The organism is Ruegeria sp. HKCCA5491, assembly GCF_013034565.1.
Classification (GTDB): domain Bacteria; phylum Pseudomonadota; class Alphaproteobacteria; order Rhodobacterales; family Rhodobacteraceae; genus Ruegeria.
The window spans coordinates 19703-37784 of record NZ_WQGG01000003.1 but is presented as its reverse complement, the minus strand read 5'-3'; the positions used below and the strand labels follow the sequence as shown (position 1 = coordinate 37784).

The window sequence follows — 18082 nt, the reverse complement described above, 5'->3', positions numbered from 1 at the left end:
CTGTGACGCTGGGGAACCCTCGTTGAAGCGGGCTCACGTGGCAGGCGCAGCGGCAAGGCTGTCGCTGAGAACTTCGCCAGAAGGTTCGATTTCAAAATCTATGATGCACTCTATTCCACTGTTCTTTGTTTGTAGCCTTCGGCATAGCTTTGGTAGCGGCCCTTGTAGCGAAGTTCTGCAAAGACAATCAGTGCAATCAATTCTCGGGCGTAGAGGATGCAATCCCAAAGGCTTTCACCATCCAATGCTTTCCCTTGATGGGTTATGGAATTTCGCTGCTTGTTCAGCCGTCGAATCAGGCCTTCGTCAAAAACATTCGCCGGCAAGTTGTACTTTTTAATCACAGCGTTGAGCTTCCGAGACATTGGAGCACGGTTAATTCCCTTGATATTATTCACAAGAACGTCTGTTTCTTCTTGGCCGAGGCCGAATTCGGCTAAAGCTTGGATGAAAGATTCTCGGATAGGTTTGAATTTTGTTTTCGGTATCAATGTGGATGAGGCATCCGGAACCAGACTATGAAGGATCGTTTCGACCGCGGTCATAAGCGTCTGATAGCGCACTTCGTCAACAGACGAGTCGTTGTTTAGCCAACCAACCGTCTGCCACACTTCGTCTGGAAACGGATCATCGCTTTCAAAGCGTGCGACCAGTGCGGCAATAAAGTCTGACTGGTCCAAGAAGTGAATAGCGGGCAAATGGGCGTGTCGGCCAGACCCGTTGTAGAATGTGGCGATTTCCTCCTGTGCGCGAAAAATTTGGATCAACGGTACGTGTAGCCGTCCGCCATGCCCAAACTGAAGACCCCTCCAAACGAATTCCGCAAGAGCCTCGGCATCCTGATACCAACTTTCATTGGGTTGATCGTCATTGGACGTTACGATGATTGCTCCACTCACCTCGTCAGCCGAAGCGACCTTATTTGCGCTCTGTACGTAAACCGTTCCAAGCTTTGCCTCCACCGGACTAGTCCGGAAACTCTTGAAACCTCGGAGCAGCAATTTCACGCCAAAATCAGGACGCTTTGAATCATTTTTGCGCGGAATTGATATCGACGCCTCGCCTGTTCCAAGCCGTATCTGATGGCCGTCTGTACCTGGGCCAGCTCCACGAATTTCCATGTGCGGAGAAACAAAACTGATGCCATCGCTGCTCTCGCCTGAAAGCGTGACGGGTTCAGCGGTACTACCGGGTTCCCCCATTGCTTTACTCAAGGCGACATATGTTTTTGCTGACACTGTGAGTGGATCAACTACTAGCCGACAATCCTCACCGGCATGCGCAACGAAGGATACTGGTTCTTCAAAGTTCCCGTAGGAAACTTTCCCCTCGAAGGTGGTGGCTTCGAATACACTTCCCTTGCTGGTTTCATTTTCAGTTTGCATGTCAATTTTTCCAGTTCAGAGGGCGTGTTCTTTGATGAGGCTTTTGGCCAATCGGTAACAAGAACTTCGTCGTTTGGATAGTTTTCAGGCATACATGTGGTTCCCAGCACCCGGTGGTTTGGGCTCAATGGGGACATTCGAACATTGTTGTTAGTATTCCAGCCGATATGTTTTGAGGTGTTCGGTTACAAAATAACAACAATAACAACGCTTATAACCCCCGATTTTTGAAGTCGCTTTCCGAACCCTCCGCCCCTCTTCATTCTGAAATGAATTCTGTCTGGCCAACGGCCCAGCGCAATAAGGCTTGCTGGCCTCTGCCGATAAACCATGCCCATGTGTCAGCCTCAGAGCGTGGCGCAAATGTCTGTCTATGGAGTCGGTTTCGGCTTTTGGCAGAAACCCTGCCGCAAATTCCTAAACATCATTGGCAGACAAGGAGACCATCGCATGATGATCGGATATGCACGTACCTCGACACTGGAACAGAAAGCATCCCTAGAGGCTCAGAGAGAGTCACTGAGGGGCGTTGGATGCGAGAAGGTGTACGAGGAACAGATAAGTTCTGTGGCTCCCAGAGAGACCCTCAACGCCGCTCTGGAGTTCTGCCGGGAGGACGACATTCTGGTTGTGACCAAATTGGATCGTCTGGCCCGGTCTGTGAAGCATCTCGGGGAAATTGTGGACGACCTAGACGCAAGGAATGTCGGCCTTCGGGTGTTGAACCTAGGCTTGGACACCTCCAATGCCACGGGGAAGCTGATGCTCAATGTTCTTGGGTCAGTTGCCCAATTTGAAAGGGAAATGATGCTGGAACGTCAACGGGAAGGCATCGCTAAGGCGAAGGCAGAGGGCAGGTATAAGGGCAGGAAACCCACTGCGAGAGCAAAAGCTCCGGACATTGAACAATTGCTTTCAAAAGGGCTTAGCAAACGGGCGATAGCCAAACACCTGAACATCTCCGAAAGGTCAGTCTATCGAGTCGTGACCTCGCTGTCCTGACACCTCACCACCTCAATCAGATCACTTAAAAAAGCAATCGTCGTACGAGCCGCTTTGGATATTCCGAGCGGCTTTTTTTGTACGCCCAGCGCAAGAAAGACCAACTCATGAAACTGTATAAACGCAATGGTTCTTCATTCTGGTGGTATTCGTTCACCGTTGATGGGAAGCAATTCCGAGGTTCAACAAAGCGGTTGTCCAATGACAAAAAGGGGGCAAAGGCAGTGATGCAGAAAGCCTACCAAGAAGCTCTTGATCGACTTCAGTTTGGCGATCTGCCTGAGATTAGCCTTGAGAATTGTTTTGAACAGGCTTTGGTTGGCCTGTACAAAGAGCAGTCCAGACGCATCTACAGGGCGTCCTACAACATCCTATACGAATACGTTCCTTCACCGGGCATGAACGCATCTGACTTCACGCAGGACATGCTTGAAGACTTTCTGGATTTTCGCCGGCAACAGGGTCGAAAGGAGAACACTCTGAAGGGCGACATTCGGGCGATCCGCCGTGCCTTCAACAAGCTTGAGCATCGGTACAACTGTCCCAAGCTGAAGTAACCCAGCATCAAAGGCTTCACTAAGACACGGCATCTTTCCGAGCGTGAAGAACCGATCATCTTTGACGTTCTCGCTAAGAATGAGACAATCACTGGTCGGAAGGCGGAAGCCCTTTGTATGGTGCTTCTTGATACTGGTCTTCGGTTGATGGAAGCGGTCAATTTGGAATGGGAGTGCGTTGACCTGACAAGAAGGGAAATAGAAGTTTACCGAACAAAAACGGATACGGTCTCATTGGTTCCAATCTCGCAACGGGTCCATGACTTGTTTCAGAGTTTGCTTAGTCAGGATCAGCCTTTCCAGAACATGGAATGGGCTATCAAGGTGTTGCGTGAAGTGATCCGAACCCATTGTAACAAGTCAGAACGGGTTGTGGCGACACGGGGTAGGGCGACAGTGCATAGCCTTCGGGATACATACGCAAGCCGGATGGTTCAGCGTGGGCTTTCGATCCAACAAGTTTCGATCCTTCTAGGGCATTCGAACATTTCTCAAACAATTAAATACGCTCAACTTGAAACGGTTGATGTGGTTGCTCAGGCACGGATGGCCTTGGATGTTTGACCCACAGTTTTAGTACAAAAACCCGCACAGTATGTGCGGACCATACCTGAAAGGGGGGAAATTGGCCCGCAAGTGTCAGTAAATAAGGGGAAAATGTGATGGTGGGTGATGAGAGACTCGAACTCCCGACATCTTCGGTGTAAACGAAGCGCTCTACCAACTGAGCTAATCACCCGTGACGGTGCATGTAGCCAAGCCAGCGCGCGGGTGCAAGAGGGTCTTGCATAATTTCTTTCTCAGATTTCGGATCAGTCCGCCATCTCGTTCAAAACGGTCAGCAACTGCGCCACTTCCTGTTCGGTATTGTAGTGGCAGAGCGAGATGCGGATACAGTCGCTTAAGCCCAGTGGTGTCAGTACATTGCCGCTATAGTGGTCGGCCTTTCTGATGTGGGTACGGATACCTTCCTGATTCAGTCGCGTCACGACTTGGGCGGAGGGTGTGTCGCGCACTACGATTGAGACCAGCCCTTCCCGCGCAGGATTATCCGCACCGGCCAGAATCGTGATGTGATCCATATCTCGCAGGCCGGGCAGGTTGCCGGTGCCGTTGATCATCGCGTCGGTCAGGTGGGTTTCATAGGCGTGAATGGCGCGACCCGCAGCCTCAATCCGGGCGCGTCGATCTGATTCTTCCGAGACCTGAGCCCCCAGCCAGTCAAAATAGGCCACAACATCGGACATCGTTGCGTAAGACCCGGTGTCGCGGGTGCCGAACTCCCACCCCTCTGATGGGGCGTCGATCAATTGATCATGGGGCAGGGCGGTCAAACGGTCTGAAATCCATGCAATTCCGTAGCCGTGGCGAGAAAACACTTTGTAAGGCGAAATCGCATAGCCATCGACGCGGTAGCTGTTGATGTCCAACTGCCCATGCGCCGCGTGTTGAATGCCATCGACGATGATAAAACAGTCGGGTGAGATGTCACGTATAGCCCGCGCGATGGCCGCGACGTCCATGCCCATGCCGGTAACGGGCGACGCGTGAACGATCGTTGCGACGCGCACATCCGGCGTCAGGGCTGCGCGGTAATCTTCGGCTGTGACCAAACCCGTTTCGTCATCATGCTGCACGTTGACGTAGTCCAACCCCGCAATCGCGGCCCAGCGTCGTGCGGCGCTACGGCTTGCGGGGTGTTCGATCGAGCTGCCGATCACTTTGCTGCCCTTGGGTGCGTTGACACAGGCCGTTCGGATCATTCGGAACAACAACTCAGTTCCGCTTTCACCGACAAAGAATTGCCCTGTCGAGGCGTTCATGAATACTGACAAATCGGCCTTGGCGGTGTTGATGATGCCCACAAGCGCATGGCTGGCTATGTTGTCTCGTCCCTGATTGTCAGGGATTGCGGCGAATTTGGCCGAGGTTTCAACGACCGAGTTCAGCGTAAGAGCCCCGCCTGCGTTCTCGAAAAAAATGCGGGGGCCTTGAAAGGGACAGGCATCGACATGGGCAAAGCGTGAACGAATGGCGTCGATCAGACCGGGTGAAGTGTGCAGCATGGTGGACGTCCTGTTCCTGAGTTGATTGCAGCATCCATCTGTGAAGGGTCTGGATCAATATCGTTTGCGACATTGGTCGCAAACCAACTGACGGAAATGGCGATGCTGTGCATTTTTCTTTCAATATCTGCCTGATATGCGGCTGCGTTCCGCAAAGGCGCTTGCGTGCCCCCGGTTGCCTCAGATATCCCCGAAGGGACTGAAACGATGCCAACGAAAAGGATATGCTCCTGTCACGTGCCCGCCGCGTATTGATTGCGGCCCTCGTTCTGGTGGGGTCGCTGCAGGGTCCGCTGCGGGCGGAAGCGGAAGGCGTATTGGTATTTGCCGCCGCCAGCCTCAAAACCGCGCTGGATGAGATCGCGCCCGCGTTTGAACAGCAATCCGGACAGGAGGTTACCATCTCGTACGCAGCATCGTCCGTTTTGGCCCGGCAGATACAGCTTGGTGCCCCCGCGGATTTATTCATTTCCGCCAACGCGGACTGGATGGATGTCCTGCAGGAACAGGGATTGATAGATGAGGCCTCTCGTGTCGATCTCTTGGGGAACGGGCTTGTCCTGATTGCTGGTGGTGACGCAATCACAATCGGCGAAATGAGGCCGGAAGTCGATCTGCAGGCCGCACTGGATGGGGGGCATCTGGCTATGGCGCTGGTGGATGCTGTGCCCGCTGGGATCTATGGCAAAGCGGCGCTGCAAAGCCTGGGTCAATGGAGCCGCGTTCAAAATCAGGTCGCGCAAACCGACAATGTCCGAGCCGCGCTTGCGCTGGTTGCAACCGGGGCGGCGCCTTTGGGAATTGTCTACCGGTCCGACGCCAAGGTTGAAGATCGTGTCCAAGTCGTTGCGACCTTTTCACCGGACCTGCATCCGCCGATCATTTACCCTGCGGCAGCGATCTTGCCACCATCCGCCGGGGCCAAAGCTTTTCTTGCCCATCTCAACTCGGAAGCGGCGCGCCTTGTGTTTGCAGAGCAGGGGTTTGCCCTGCCGGGTGGATAACGCATGGGATGGCTAGGGCCGGAAGAGCTTGAGGCGCTGAAGCTATCCTTGCGTGTGTCCTTCTGGGCCACGCTGGTCACCCTGCCTTTTGGCATCTTTGTTGCCTATGCCTTGGCCCGCTGGCGGTTTCCAGGTCGGCAGGTTCTGAACGGGCTGGTGCATCTGCCATTGATCCTGCCGCCAGTCGTCACAGGGTATCTGTTGCTCATTACTTTTGGCATTCAGGGGCCTTTGGGCAGGCTGTTGGCGGAATTCGGTATCGTTGTGGCCTTTCGCTGGACCGGAGCAGCGCTGGCCGCTGGGATCATGGCGTTTCCGTTAATGGTTCGGGCGATCCGGCTGTCTATCGAGGCTGTGGACCCCAAACTTGAACAGGCAGGGGCTACACTGGGTGCGTCGCGCCCGCTGGTTTTTGCTACGGTAACGTTGCCGATGATCCTGCCGGGCGTGATCGCCGGGGCGATACTGGCCTTTGCCAAAGCGATGGGGGAATTCGGGGCGACCATCACGTTCGTCTCGAACATTCCGGGTCAGACCCAGACCCTGCCCTCGGCCGTTTACGCATTCCTGCAAGTGCCGGGGGGTGAAGCTGCCGCGACAAGGTTGGTCGTGATCTCGATCGTGATCGCGATGGGCGCTTTGCTGTTGTCAGAATTCATAGGGCGTCGGGTCGCTGCACGGGTGGCCGGATCATGAGTCTTTCTGTACGCCTGCAACACGACCTGCCGGACATCAGTCTGGACATTAGCTTTGAGGCCCCGCCCGGGGTGACGGTGTTATTCGGGCGATCCGGGGCGGGTAAAACCACGGTGGTAAATGCGGTCGCGGGTTTGTTGCGCCCGTCGGCAGGTCGCGTCGCGATCGATGATTGGGAGTTGTTCGACACCGAGCGTGGCCTGTGGCTGCCGCCGCATAAACGACGGCTTGGCTATATCTTTCAGGAAGGGCGCCTGTTTCCGCATCTCACAGTTCGTCAGAACCTATTCTTCGGGCGATGGTTTGCGCCCAGAAGGACCCGTAAGGAAAGCCCGGAGAAGGTAATCGAAATGCTGGGGGTCGGGCATCTTCTGGATCGCAGACCAGCGGGTCTTTCGGGCGGTGAAAAGCAACGTGTTGCGATTGGCCGCGCATTGCTGGCCAGCCCGCGTCTGATCCTGGCAGATGAGCCTTTGGCCGCGCTGGACGATGCGCGCAAGTCTGAAATTCTTCCGTATTTCGAGCGGCTTCGCGATGAAGTGTCCGTACCGATCCTTTATGTCACACATTCGGCGGCCGAGGTCGCGCGCCTTGCCACTTCGGTGGTGGCTTTGCAAGACGGCAAAGCCGTACGCCATGGTCCCGCGTCCGAGGTGTTGGCCGACCCGTCGGTTGCGCCAGCAGGTGTCAGATCCGTCGGTGCGGTGCTGCAGGTCCGCGTGGCCAAGCACCATGAAGACGGGCTGACCGAACTGGATGCAGGTGGCACCAGTCTGTTTCTACCGCTTATCCCTCATCAGATCGGAGCCAGTCTGCGTATCCGCATTCCGGCCCAAGAGGTCATCCTGTCCAGCAAACGCCCCGAGGGGCTTTCTGCTTTGAACATGCTTGAGGGTACGGTTGAGACGATCCGGGCAGGTGACGGGCCGGGCGCAATTGTTTCCATAAAAACCAAGGCTGGGTCGGTTCTGGCAAGGATTACCCGCCGCTCGGTCGCATCCTTGGGGCTGGAGCCCGGTCGGGTTTGTTATGCGGTGATCAAAACCGTCGCGCTGGCCCCGCAGGATGTAGGCGGGCGTCTGGGCAATTATTAGGCCACCGGCCCTTCTTGCGTTGTGATCGGGATTCTTTACTCGGTCTCTTTGTTTGCTATGGTTCTGGTCAGGTTTTTCACGGGATTTTTGTTATGCGAAATTGGAAGCTGCCATTTTTGGCTTTGTTGATTGCCCTGCCGGGACTCGCGCAGGCAGTCGGTTTCGGGATCGGCGCGTATCCGGCGTTCAGAACCACGGTTACACCCCTGAAGAACGGTATTTACCAAGTTTCCACTACCGGTTCTTCGGCGCCGGTTGCGTATTGGTGTGGTATTGGCGACTTTGCCATTCGCACCCTCAGAACCAAGGCCTCCCAGCGCATCTACATCACCCGGGCCTACGAGAAACAGACGAGGACCGTGCAATTCTCGCTGACCCCGCCCGACGGGGTCGATACCACTCCGGGTTACTCGGTCACGGTCAAGCGCGTCGGTGAAAACATGTCCGCCGGATCCGCGCAGGGGTATTGCTATGACAACTTCATGGATTTCGGGTTCTGATCGCTGATCAGACCCATTTCGCCAGCGGCGGCAAGCTCATGAGAACGGCATCGGGGTCATGGCCGGTTTCCAGCCCGAACTTGGTGCCACGGTCATATACAAGGTTATATTCTGCATAGAGGCCACGGTGCACAAGCTGGGCGTCCTTATCTGCCGCACCAAAATCCTGGACCCGGCGCTTTTCGACCAGTGGCGCAAAGGCAGGGAGGAACGCCTTGCCGATGTCTTGCGTCAGCGAAAAATCCGCTGACCAGTCGCCGGTGCAGTAGTCATCCATGAATATGCCTCCGACGCCACGGGCGCGTTTGCGGTGCGGGATATAGAAATACTCATCTGCCCAGTCTTTAAGCCGTGGATAGTGCCCTGGCCCATGCGGGTCCAGATGGGCCTTTTGGGTGGCGTGAAAATGGGCCGTGTCTTCATCATACTCGATGCAGGGGTTCAGGTCGGACCCACCGCCGAACCACCAAGCATGCGGTGTCCAGAACATACGCGTGTTCATGTGGACAGCCGGTACATGCGGGTTCTGCATATGCGCGACCAATGAGATGCCCGAAGCCCAGAAACGCGGGTCTTCCGTCATGCCGGGAATGCCTTTGCGAGCGGCCATGGCCTGTTGCGCGCGTTCACCCAGTGTGCCGTAAACGGTCGAGATGTTGACGCCGACCTTTTCAAACACACGGCCTCCGCGCATGGCGGACATCAAGCCGCCACCTGCATCCGTACCGTCGTCAGCCTGGCGTTTCGTTTCCTTGACCTCAAACCTACCCGGTTCGGCGTCCGAGAGCGGGCCGGTGTCGTGGCTATCTTCCAGCGCTTCAAACGCCGCGACGATGTCATCACGCAGGTGTCGGAACCAGGCTGAGGCCGTTGATTTTTCTTTTTCGAACATTGGATTAGTGCGCCGGGGCTGCGACGGGGTCCAGCAGGGTGCGGCCACCGTCAATGGTCAGAATTTGGCCGGTGATGAAACCGGCGGCGTCCGAGGCAAGGAACTGAGCAGTCTCCGTCAGTTCGGTCGGGGCTGCGATACGGGACAGAGGTGTGTGTTTTTCGATGTCATCCCGGAAATCCCGGTTCTCTTTCAGGGTAGATTGCAGCGAAGCACTCATCACCGATCCCAGTGCGATCGAGTTGACACGGATGCGGCTCGGGGCCAGCGCCACGGCCAGGGACCGGGTCATCTGATCCAGCGCGGCGGTTGAAACCGAATAGGCCATCAAATCCGGATGCGTGCGTCGGGCGGCAATCGACGACAGGTTGATGATCGACCCTGCGGGGTTTCCGTTGTCACCCGCCTGTTTAATCATCCGTTTGGCGACAACCTGACTAAGCCGCAAAGCGGGCATCAGATTCTGGTTCAGAAGAGTCCGCACCGAGTCATCGTCAGTATCCAGAGGGTCGGAAGGAATCACCTGCCGTGCCCCGTTGATTAGAATATCCACCTGATCAAACGCGTCTATGGTGGCCGAAAGCAGATTGGCGATCGTTAGCTTTTCCCGCAGATCACCCGCAAAGAAGCGAATGTTGCTGTCATCGGCCTGTTCGCCCAGTTCATCGGCCAGACGCTTTTCGTCCATATCGGCAAACATGACATTGGCACCCGCATCCGCAAAGTGACGACCGATGGCCAAACCGACACCGTTGGCGCTGCCGGTCACGATTGCTGTTTTGCCAGCGATGGAAAAGGACATGCAAATCTCCTGAGTTGAGGCGGAGGTTAACCGGGATCACCTTCGAGGGCGAGAGGCATGGAACACTTTGAAACGTGCGTCGCCGGACACTTCTTCAACGCGCGCAAAACTTTCAGTCAAAGTTGCTTCGTATGGCAGGTGGCGGTTGGCGACCATCCACAGGTCCCCATGTTTGGGCAGATTGCGGGCGGCGGACTTGATGAATCCTTGGCCCAATTCCGGCTCGGCGCTGCGTGACGTGTGGAAGGGCGGATTCATGACGACGGTGTCCAGCGCGTCGGGCGCCTTCCACTTTACAGCATCGGCCCAGTGGAAAAGCGCGCGTTCATCGGTGATATTCGCCTGCGCACAGGTCAGGGCGATATTGTCGGCTTCGACCAGGTGCAGATGGCGCAAACCCGCCTTTTGGATCAGCGACGCTGAGAGAAATCCCCAACCCGCCCCCAGATCAGCAACCCGCGCTCCGATCTTGTCCGGCAGCGTATTCACAAGCAGCGTTGACGCCGGATCGACTCCATCTGCCGAAAAAACGCCGGGAGCGGTTTGATATCCGTCCGCCATTTGGGTTTGTGGCGCGGCCCAGTCGTCAAACGCATCAGGCGCAGCGCGGAACCAGAAGATTTTACCATGCGCCTTGGAAATTGGCCCCTCAACATCTGTGCGCTTGCGGATCTCTTTCAGCAGACTGTCCACGCCATCGGTTTTGGCGCCGTCCACAACGATCACCCCGCTTGCGCGTGCGGAGGCTTGCTGCACATGGCTGCGGGCCAATGCCTTGGCGCGAGGCAGGATCACGATCGCATCCTGACACGGGTCCTGAGACTGCGGCGTTACGGCAAACCCCTGGTCTGCAAAATGGTCGTGGAACGGTTTGAAGGGCTGAACGACCTGCGTGTCGCGCGACAAAGATGACAGATCATTTGCCGGTGTCGGCCCGATGACTGTCAGCGGTTGAGACAGAACAAGGCCGCTTTGCAGGGCAAGATCAAGGCGAGGGGACATGGGCAAATCCGATTAGAGCCGCCGCTGGCGTTACTCTTCGCGTTCCATGGTGCATTGCAGAGGATGCTGGTGCCGACGGGCAAAATCCATAACCTGCCCGACCTTGGTTTCCGCAATCTCGTGACTGAATACACCTACCACGGCAACGCCCTTTTTGTGGACGGTCAGCATGATTTCGAACGCTTCGGCGTGTGTCATTCCAAAGAACCGTTCAAGCACATGAACGACGAACTCCATCGGGGTGTAGTCATCGTTCAGAAGCAGGACTTTATACAGCGGCGGGCGCTTGGTCTTGGGGCGTGTCTGGACCAGAACCGACGAGTCAGAATCGTCGTCGGAATTGTCAGACATCATCCATTGGTCAATAAGCATCACACGGCTGTCCGACTCAGGCTTCGGTTTATCTGTGCGGTTATATAACGTCTAAGGGGTCAGAGAAAAGAGCCAGCAGGACGCATTTGCAATGGAAAATAAGCTGACCACAATCGGGTTCGATGCGGATGATACATTGTGGCACAATGAGCGGTTCTTCCAACTGACGCAGAGCCATTTTGCGGAATTGCTTGCCGATCATGCCGAGCGCGACCACCTGCTGGAGCGTTTGCTGGAAGCTGAAAAGCGCAACATTCGACACTATGGATACGGAATCAAGGGCTTCACCCTGTCGATGATCGAAACCGCCATCGAAGTAACCGAAGACCGCGTTCCCGCGTCAGTCATTCGGCAGTTGATCGAAGCAGGGCAGGACATGATGGCCCATCCGATTGAGTTGCTTCCCCATGCACGCGAAGCGATCGAGGGCGTGGCCGCGACACATAAGGTCGTGTTGATCACCAAGGGTGATCTGATCGATCAGGAACGCAAGCTTGCCCAGTCAGGCTTGGGTGAGCTGTTCGATGAAGTCGAGATTGTCTCGGAGAAAACCCCGGAGACCTACCGAGAGATTTTCCACAGATATTGCGAGGGGCCCAAGCGGGCGATGATGGTAGGGAACTCGATGCGATCCGACGTGGTCGCCCCGATTCAGGCAGGGTGTTGGGGTGTATATGTTCCGCATGGACTGGTCTGGGAGATCGAAAAGGCAGAAACACCATTGGGCAATCCGCGCTTCAAAGAGTTGCAACACCTGGGAGAGCTGACAGGGTTTGTTCAGGCACTTGGATGATGTTGCCGATAGGTCTCAGTTCGGGAAAAACAGAGCGATTACAAGGGCTGTATTCTTGGGTGTCCCGGATTTAGTGGTTTGGGGCCCAGGTGGGGCAACATATGGTGTTTCTATCGTGGCCGACAAAGCGACGAATTTGTCAGCTTACGGTTTATTTCATGGGGTCTCTGTGTTAGCCTGAAGAATAATAAAATAATTGATTTGCTGACCGGGAAAACCCGGCAGCGCGAGGTAGACAGAGGCAAAGATCGTGCAGGTTCGGCGGACAGTTCCGGCCCGGATGGGCTTTATTCTTATAGCATTCGTGTGGTTGCTTGCTTTTGCACCACTCCAGTCATTGGCGGCGCCCTATGCGGCCATGGTGATCGACGCGCGCACCGGTGAGGTGCTTCATTCGCGCAACGCCGACACCCGGCTTCACCCCGCATCGCTGACCAAGATGATGACGCTCTATATCGCGTTTGAGGCCGTGCGAAACGGTGAGATCGAGCTGGACACCCCAGTTCGCATCACCAAGAAAGCGTCGTCCGAACCCCCCTCGAAACTGGGTCTTCGCACGGGTCAGACGATCGCGTTCCGGTATCTGATCCGCGCCGCTGCCGTTAAATCGGCCAATGACGCGGCCACGGCAATCGGCATCGCCATCAGCGGGTCCGAGGCAGCATTTGCCCGCCGCATGACCCGGACTGCCAAAGCCATGGGCATGAGCCGCACGACATTCAAGAACGCTCATGGATTGACGGAATCGGGTCACCTGTCGACCGCGCGGGACATGACCACGCTGGGCCGGCATCTGCTGTATGATTACCCGCAGTATTATAACCTGTTTTCGCGTCAATCAACCCATGCCGGGATCAAGACGGTGCCGAACACGAACCGTCGGTTACTGGCCGCTTATCGGGGAGCAGATGGGATCAAGACCGGATACACGCGGGCAGCAGGCTTTAACCTTGTCGCCTCGGCCAAACGCAAAGACGAACGGATCATTGCCACGGTATTCGGCGGTAAATCCGGCGCGTCGCGAAATGCCAAAGTGGCAGAACTGCTGGACATGGGTTTCCGCCGCGCACCGTCGCGCGCACCCATTCGCAAACCGTCGCGTCCTGTATATGCAGGAAATGCGGGTCTGAATGTACAAGTGGCGCGGTTGGTCGGCGCGCCGACCACCAGTTTACGACCGGTACTGCGCCCCGGACCGGGGGCCGCCGTTCAGGTGGCCGGTACGGTCGCGGCGACCGCGGCGAAGAACGGCACGCGCATTCAGAACGGGATTGCGGCAGCCATTGCCGCCGCAGATATACAAACCCCGTCCGAGGATACGACCCGCCCGGCGGCCCGTCCCGAAGATCTTGTCCTTGCTTCCACAGGCCCGATCGAACAGCCCGAGCCCGAGCAGGAGATCGTCACGCGCTTGTCCACCTCGGGTGGGCACCTCTGGGGTGTGAATGTCGGGCGCTACACAACACGATATGAGGCCGAAAAGGTGCTGTTGAAAACAGCCCTTTCGGAAATGACCACTCTGGAAGGAACGCTGCGCAAAGTGAACCAAAGCGCGCGCGGCTTTGATGCGACGTTTCAGGGCATGACCCGCGAACAGGCTGATTTGGCCTGTCGCAGGCTTCAGGCACGGAACGTGACGTGTTTCATGATTGGGCCGTCATAAGACCCGACATGCAATCTTCAGACTGAACATGGGCTGCGAAAACACTCGCAGCCCTTTTTCTTAGTCGAAGACGTGGCCGTGCTGATATTGTTCATCCTGACCGGCGGCGGCAGTCAGCGCGGCGACGTTATCCTTGGTGAAGAAGCCGTCATAGTGATGGCAGCGCTCAATATACTCGGTGATCAGCAGAGTGTGCTTGGAGTGTTTTGAGAAAATCTGTTTCAGGTTTGGGTCGTCTTTGCATTCGCCAACTACATGCGCCAGGAAAGGCACACCCTTGTCTTTGAGGGTGTTCACGACGAAATCGACGTTCTTTTCACCAGCGCCGTGGTCTCCATCCTGTATCTCGACGGCCATATGGTGCAGGCGGCGGCCAAAGTTGCGCACGAAGTCTTCGGTGGGCATCGGTAACTTGGCAAAGGAATTCACGAATGAGGGCGTGTTGTTCGCCGTGAATACCTTGGCAGGCGATTTCTTGTCATCGTCGACATTCGGATTGCGGTTCACATTGGTGGACGAATTCATGTCAAAGATGTTGTACGCACCCCAGAAATAGTAGGGCACCATCGTGAGAAACTCGAGGATCGCATCCTCACGCTCTCCGGCCAATACCCGCGTGGCAAGGTGGTCGATCCCCAACATCAGAGGTGCAATCTTGCTGTCTGACCCAAAACCGGCTGCCTGATCCAGGCGGGTTTGTTCCGCGTCGCTGAGCAAGACACGGTCCCCCAGGCCAAGGCTGTCCGTGTCGTTGAAATCCAGCGTGGAATAGCCGACCCGATTGCAGGTGAAATCCGATGGCGTCGTGAAACGGAAACCGTCCAGCGTGTAAAACGGGTTCTCGGTATCGCCACTATATTCAAATCTTATGTTTTGATCTTCCAGCGTTTTGGTCAGCGTCTTCAGGTCGGAGGCCGCGAATACCTCTCCGACATACCGGGTCTGGGGCGTGCTGCGGGCCAACGGGTACATGCGGTTGATACGGGGAATGAAGTCCTCGAATGTCGGGCTGAGAGGAGCCATGACGACTAGCGCGGGGTAATCTGCATGAGAATGCAGAACCGAAAACTTGTGCGTTCGCCCAAGATAACTGGCCGTGTGGCGATAGGGGGTCATCACGTAGAGTTCGACCAGCGTGTCGAACAGCGCATCCGGTTCCACCTGAAGTACAATGGCCCGCATCGACCCGACCTGATCTGCGATACCCGAGCTTGAGCGGCGCTCGTAAATCATAGGCAGATATTCGTTGAAGAAGTCCGAGTTCTTCTTGTCGCCGCGGGGTTCGTAAGACATCAAATCAAAAGACATTAAGCGCGCTCCTTGCCGTTGCGCCGCTCGATCGGCGCGGATCGTTCCCGGAATTTGTGGTACTCAGATCATACAGTTACGCACATGCTAGGGCCTGGGGCCGTACCGGGCAACAGTCACGACATGGGGTGGCCGAGTTGCGCCAACCTGATCAACGGATAAATTTTGTCACGTCAACGCCGCCCGCAATCAGGTTTTCCCGAACCGAGCGGGCAATCTGCACAGCAGTTGGCCCGTCACCGTGCAGACAGATGGTGTCGATCGACGTTTGCAGTCGTTTGCCGGATTCGGTAATGATGGCCCCTTCCTGAACCATATTCACTATGCGCGGACCGGCCAGTTCGGGGTCATGGATGACCGCGCCGGGTTTGCCGCGGTCGACCAGAGTTCCGTCGTCGTTATAGGCGCGGTCTGCAAAAATCTCTCCGACCCATTTGCAATTCAGTTCGCGCACGGCGTCTTCCTGTTTGGTCACGGCCAAAACCATGATGATAACGTCCGGGTCCACATCCAGGGCACCCTGATAGCAAGCCCGCGCCATGTCGATGTCAACCGAACACATATTGGCCAGTGCACCGTGCAGCTTGAGGTGCCGGACCTTAGTGCCAACGGCCTTGGCAACCCCTATGGCTGCGCCCAGCTGATACCGGACCAGATTGCGCAGGCTGTCATGTGGGATTTTCATGTTGCGGCGACCAAATCCCTGAAGGTCGGGAAACCCCGGATGCGCGCCAATACCAACATTGTTTTCTGCCGCCTGTATCATCGTCTGCGCCATTACGTCCGGATCACCGGCGTGAAAGCCGCAAGCGATGTTGGCCGAGGTGATGATTTTGAGCAGGCTTGCATCATCACCCATGTTCCATGGGCCAAAGCTCTCTCCCATATCTGCATTCAGATCAACGCTGGGCATCGGCAAAACTCCTTAGTCTGTGGCAGAGATCATTCCGCCGACCAATTGGTAAGACAACAGGTCAGGGATGTCATGTGGGTCGCGGATCAGAGGTTCAACCTGAGTGGGCAGGCGCGACAGATCGCCTTGGAAAGCCGCGTGCAGGGCGACGGCTTCATCCATGGTGACGAACTGGAACCTCAGCTGTCCGCCAGCGGGCGTTTGCGCCGCGCGCGGCAGATCGCACGGAAGGACGGTTGCAATGCGCGGATACCCTCCGGTGGTCTGGCACTCCGGCAGCAGGATGAACGGATTTCCGGTGCCAGTCATCTGGATGTCGCCGGGTGTTATGACCTCGGACAGGATGTTGAGCTGCCCCTTGGCGGTAAATCCTTCTCCGGCGCTTTCAAGCTGCATTCCCATTCGGTTGGCCCGGCCACCGCGTTGGAACTGCGTATTGGCAAACCGGTCCAGAGTATCTTGGTCAAACAAAGGGGTTTGAAAGCTGGCGACGACCCGCAGTACCCCGCCTGAAAATCGGTCGTCTGGCTGCAGTTTCAACCCGACAGCGCCTGAACCGGCCCCGGCAGACAAGCGGTCACCAGCTTGTACAGTCCGCCCGATCTTGGCCGTTAGGTGGGCAGACCGAGAGCCAAGGAACATGTCGCCGTCAATTCCGCCGCCGATATGCAAGTACCCATAGGTCCCACATATTGCCGCGCCGATGGTCAATCGCTGTCCCGCATCTAATTCATGCGACGCATTCCAAATGACTGGGTTTCCGTCGACGCTCGCCTGCATCGGCGCGCCGGTCAGCGCAATGCGTGTGCGTTCGGTCGCTTCGAATTCACCGCCCAAGCCTGCCATTTCCAAAGCCGCCAATGCAGGCGCTTGGCCCAGCAAGGCGGCCCCTTCGTGCAAGGCCAGTATGTCTGCAGCCCCCGAGCGGGACAGACCCTGATCCAAGTAACCGGTACGCCCCAGATCCTGCACTGTACAAGCAGGCCCTATGCGCAGAACGGAAAGGCTCACGACCCGATTTCCTGATACGTCGCACCGCCTGAACCATCAAAGTCGTTCGCGCGAATATTTTCCAGGTCCTCCTGAGTAACAGAATAGAACTGCATCTCATCACCGGGCGTCAGGGCAAAACTGTTTGGGGTCTCGGGCCGAAAGCAGCGAAACGCGGTTTGCCCAACATGCCGCCAGCCGGTTGGCGTCGGCCCCGAGAACAGCACAAACTGTGAGATGGCCAGAACTAACGCCCCTTCGGGCACCATAGGGGTCAGCTCTTGCAGACGTGGTATATTGAACTCGGGCCCCAGAGGCCCAAGGTAAGGTTGCCCGGGCGCAAATCCGATCGTCAAAACACGCACGCGCGAGTCGCTGAGCCGTCGAACTGCTTCATCCGGCGTCAGCCCGGTTGCGGCAGCCGCTTCGTTCAGTTGCGGCGCGAGGTCCCCTCCATAGACAGTGGGGACGCGCCAATATTTGCGGCCCGAGGGCATCGGGGCGTCAAACCAGTTTTGCTGCCCAAGTAACTCGGAAACACGGGATCGGATTTCCGCGTGAGGGAGTTGGTCGGGATCAAAGCGGACATAGGCCGAGGCTAGCGAAGCGGACGTTTCAATAACGCCGTGCCATTGGGCCAGGTCCAAAGCATTTCTAAAGGCCAGCGCCGCACGGTTTGATGACTCCGCCATGGTATCCGCAAATGAAACAAGCAGACCGTCAAAGCCGACGGGTTGAATTCTTGGAAAGGGGTATGAGTCTGACGATATCATGACGTGAAAATCTAAGGCGTTCCTTTTCGGTCGACCTGACCGCATTCAGTTGGATTGCGCAAGCCTCTGGCCATTGTTGCCGGGCATTTTACTCAAAGCTGAGTGTCGAACCTCTGATTCTGGGTCTGGCGTGATTCAAAACAGGAAGGCCGACTCGTTTCAGCGTTGTGGGTGGAGTAGTAAATCTCACTATATATAGGGTGAACTTGGGTGCTGCGGTGTGGCGATTGCTTGGTACTTCATTCAATAATCGTAAATAGGTGTGAAGTC

The 18082-nt window shown here is 56.3% G+C and carries 19 protein-coding genes and 1 tRNA gene; 9 read left to right on the top strand and 11 right to left on the bottom strand.

Translation table 11 applies throughout. The annotated features are described in order from the left end of the window. Positions 1-110 precede the first annotated feature (110 nt). Positions 111-1385 (bottom strand): HEPN domain-containing protein, encoded by a 1275-nt coding sequence (locus GOV88_RS05770; protein WP_171239819.1) that lies wholly within the window; start codon positions 1383-1385, stop codon positions 111-113. A 450-nt stretch (positions 1386-1835) separates the two neighbouring features. Between GOV88_RS05770 and GOV88_RS05765 the strand changes: the two genes are divergently transcribed. The 3 genes from GOV88_RS05765 to GOV88_RS20730 all read left to right on the top strand — a co-directional run bounded on the left by GOV88_RS05765 (position 1836) and on the right by GOV88_RS20730 (position 3508). Further along, positions 1836-2387, top strand: coding sequence for a recombinase family protein (locus GOV88_RS05765; protein ID WP_171239818.1), 552 nt, complete (start codon positions 1836-1838; stop codon positions 2385-2387). A 107-nt stretch (positions 2388-2494) separates the two neighbouring features. Beyond that, the gene (locus GOV88_RS05760; protein ID WP_171239817.1) at positions 2495-2944 is read left to right on the top strand and encodes a phage integrase SAM-like domain-containing protein; all 450 of its coding nucleotides are present in this window, start codon (positions 2495-2497) and stop codon (positions 2942-2944) included. A gap of 6 nt (positions 2945-2950) precedes the next feature. Next, on the top strand, positions 2951-3508 hold the full coding sequence (locus GOV88_RS20730) for a tyrosine-type recombinase/integrase (protein ID WP_371808222.1): 558 nt from the start codon (positions 2951-2953) through the stop codon (positions 3506-3508). 99 nt (positions 3509-3607) lie between these two features. On the opposite strand, the gene GOV88_RS05750 is transcribed toward GOV88_RS20730, so the two are convergent. Then, positions 3608-3683 (bottom strand) — tRNA-Val (locus GOV88_RS05750). A gap of 73 nt (positions 3684-3756) precedes the next feature. Beyond that, entirely contained in the window at positions 3757-5010 is a 1254-nt protein-coding gene (locus tag GOV88_RS05745) for an aminotransferase class V-fold PLP-dependent enzyme (RefSeq protein ID WP_171239815.1), read from the bottom strand. Between the two features lie 224 nt (positions 5011-5234). Here GOV88_RS05745 and modA point away from each other — a divergent pair, with 224 nt between their 5' ends. The 4 genes from modA (at position 5235) to GOV88_RS05725 (ending at position 8304) form a co-directional block, all read left to right on the top strand. Next, positions 5235-6014, top strand: coding sequence for a molybdate ABC transporter substrate-binding protein (modA, locus tag GOV88_RS05740; protein WP_171239814.1), 780 nt, complete (start codon positions 5235-5237; stop codon positions 6012-6014). Positions 6015-6017: 3 nt separating this feature from the next. After that, positions 6018-6710, top strand: coding sequence for a molybdate ABC transporter permease subunit (gene modB / locus GOV88_RS05735; protein WP_171124625.1), 693 nt, complete (start codon positions 6018-6020; stop codon positions 6708-6710). After that, positions 6707-7804: a molybdenum ABC transporter ATP-binding protein gene (gene modC, locus GOV88_RS05730; RefSeq protein WP_171239813.1), complete on the top strand. Its 1098-nt coding sequence runs from the start codon at positions 6707-6709 to the stop codon at positions 7802-7804. The genes modB and modC overlap by 4 nt, the downstream gene beginning before the upstream one ends. 92 nt (positions 7805-7896) lie before the next feature. Next, entirely contained in the window at positions 7897-8304 is a 408-nt protein-coding gene (locus GOV88_RS05725) for a hypothetical protein (protein ID WP_171124629.1), read from the top strand. Positions 8305-8311: 7 nt separating this feature from the next. Here GOV88_RS05725 and hemF read toward each other — a convergent pair whose 3' ends face one another. From hemF to clpS, 4 genes are read right to left on the bottom strand one after another with little or no spacing between them, the layout of a single operon-like run. Then, positions 8312-9196, bottom strand: coding sequence for an oxygen-dependent coproporphyrinogen oxidase (gene hemF, locus GOV88_RS05720; RefSeq protein ID WP_171239812.1), 885 nt, complete (start codon positions 9194-9196; stop codon positions 8312-8314). Between the two features lie 4 nt (positions 9197-9200). After that, positions 9201-9998, bottom strand: a complete 798-nt coding sequence (locus tag GOV88_RS05715) for an SDR family NAD(P)-dependent oxidoreductase (protein ID WP_171239811.1) — start codon at positions 9996-9998, stop codon at positions 9201-9203. Positions 9999-10034: 36 nt separating this feature from the next. Continuing rightward, positions 10035-11000, bottom strand: a complete 966-nt coding sequence (locus GOV88_RS05710; RefSeq protein WP_171239810.1) for a class I SAM-dependent methyltransferase — start codon at positions 10998-11000, stop codon at positions 10035-10037. Between the two features lie 30 nt (positions 11001-11030). Further along, on the bottom strand, positions 11031-11372 hold the full coding sequence (gene clpS / locus GOV88_RS05705; RefSeq protein WP_171123198.1) for an ATP-dependent Clp protease adapter ClpS: 342 nt from the start codon (positions 11370-11372) through the stop codon (positions 11031-11033). 91 nt (positions 11373-11463) lie between these two features. On the opposite strand from clpS, the gene GOV88_RS05700 reads away from it, so the two are divergent. Together GOV88_RS05700 and GOV88_RS05695 are read left to right on the top strand one after the other, a co-directional pair. Next, on the top strand, positions 11464-12165 hold the full coding sequence (locus GOV88_RS05700; RefSeq protein ID WP_171239809.1) for an HAD family hydrolase: 702 nt from the start codon (positions 11464-11466) through the stop codon (positions 12163-12165). 280 nt (positions 12166-12445) lie between these two features. Beyond that, entirely contained in the window at positions 12446-13828 is a 1383-nt protein-coding gene (locus GOV88_RS05695) for a D-alanyl-D-alanine carboxypeptidase family protein (RefSeq protein WP_171124692.1), read from the top strand. A 60-nt stretch (positions 13829-13888) separates the two neighbouring features. On the opposite strand, the gene GOV88_RS05690 is transcribed toward GOV88_RS05695, so the two are convergent. The 4 genes from GOV88_RS05690 to GOV88_RS05675 all read right to left on the bottom strand — a co-directional run bounded on the left by GOV88_RS05690 (position 13889) and on the right by GOV88_RS05675 (position 17812). Next, a complete protein-coding gene (locus GOV88_RS05690; protein ID WP_171239808.1) occupies positions 13889-15136 on the bottom strand; it encodes a hypothetical protein in 1248 nt (415 codons plus the stop codon). 151 nt (positions 15137-15287) lie between these two features. After that, positions 15288-16049 carry a LamB/YcsF family protein gene (locus GOV88_RS05685; RefSeq protein ID WP_171239807.1) on the bottom strand — a complete coding sequence of 254 codons (762 nt, stop codon included), beginning with the start codon at positions 16047-16049 and terminating at the stop codon, positions 15288-15290. A 12-nt stretch (positions 16050-16061) separates the two neighbouring features. Continuing rightward, positions 16062-17060, bottom strand: a complete 999-nt coding sequence (locus GOV88_RS05680) for a biotin-dependent carboxyltransferase family protein (RefSeq protein ID WP_171239806.1) — start codon at positions 17058-17060, stop codon at positions 16062-16064. Continuing rightward, on the bottom strand, positions 17057-17812 hold the full coding sequence (locus GOV88_RS05675) for an allophanate hydrolase subunit 1 (RefSeq protein WP_171122372.1): 756 nt from the start codon (positions 17810-17812) through the stop codon (positions 17057-17059). Before GOV88_RS05675 ends, GOV88_RS05680 begins: the two co-directional genes overlap by 4 nt. Between the last annotated feature and the right edge of the window lie 270 nt (positions 17813-18082).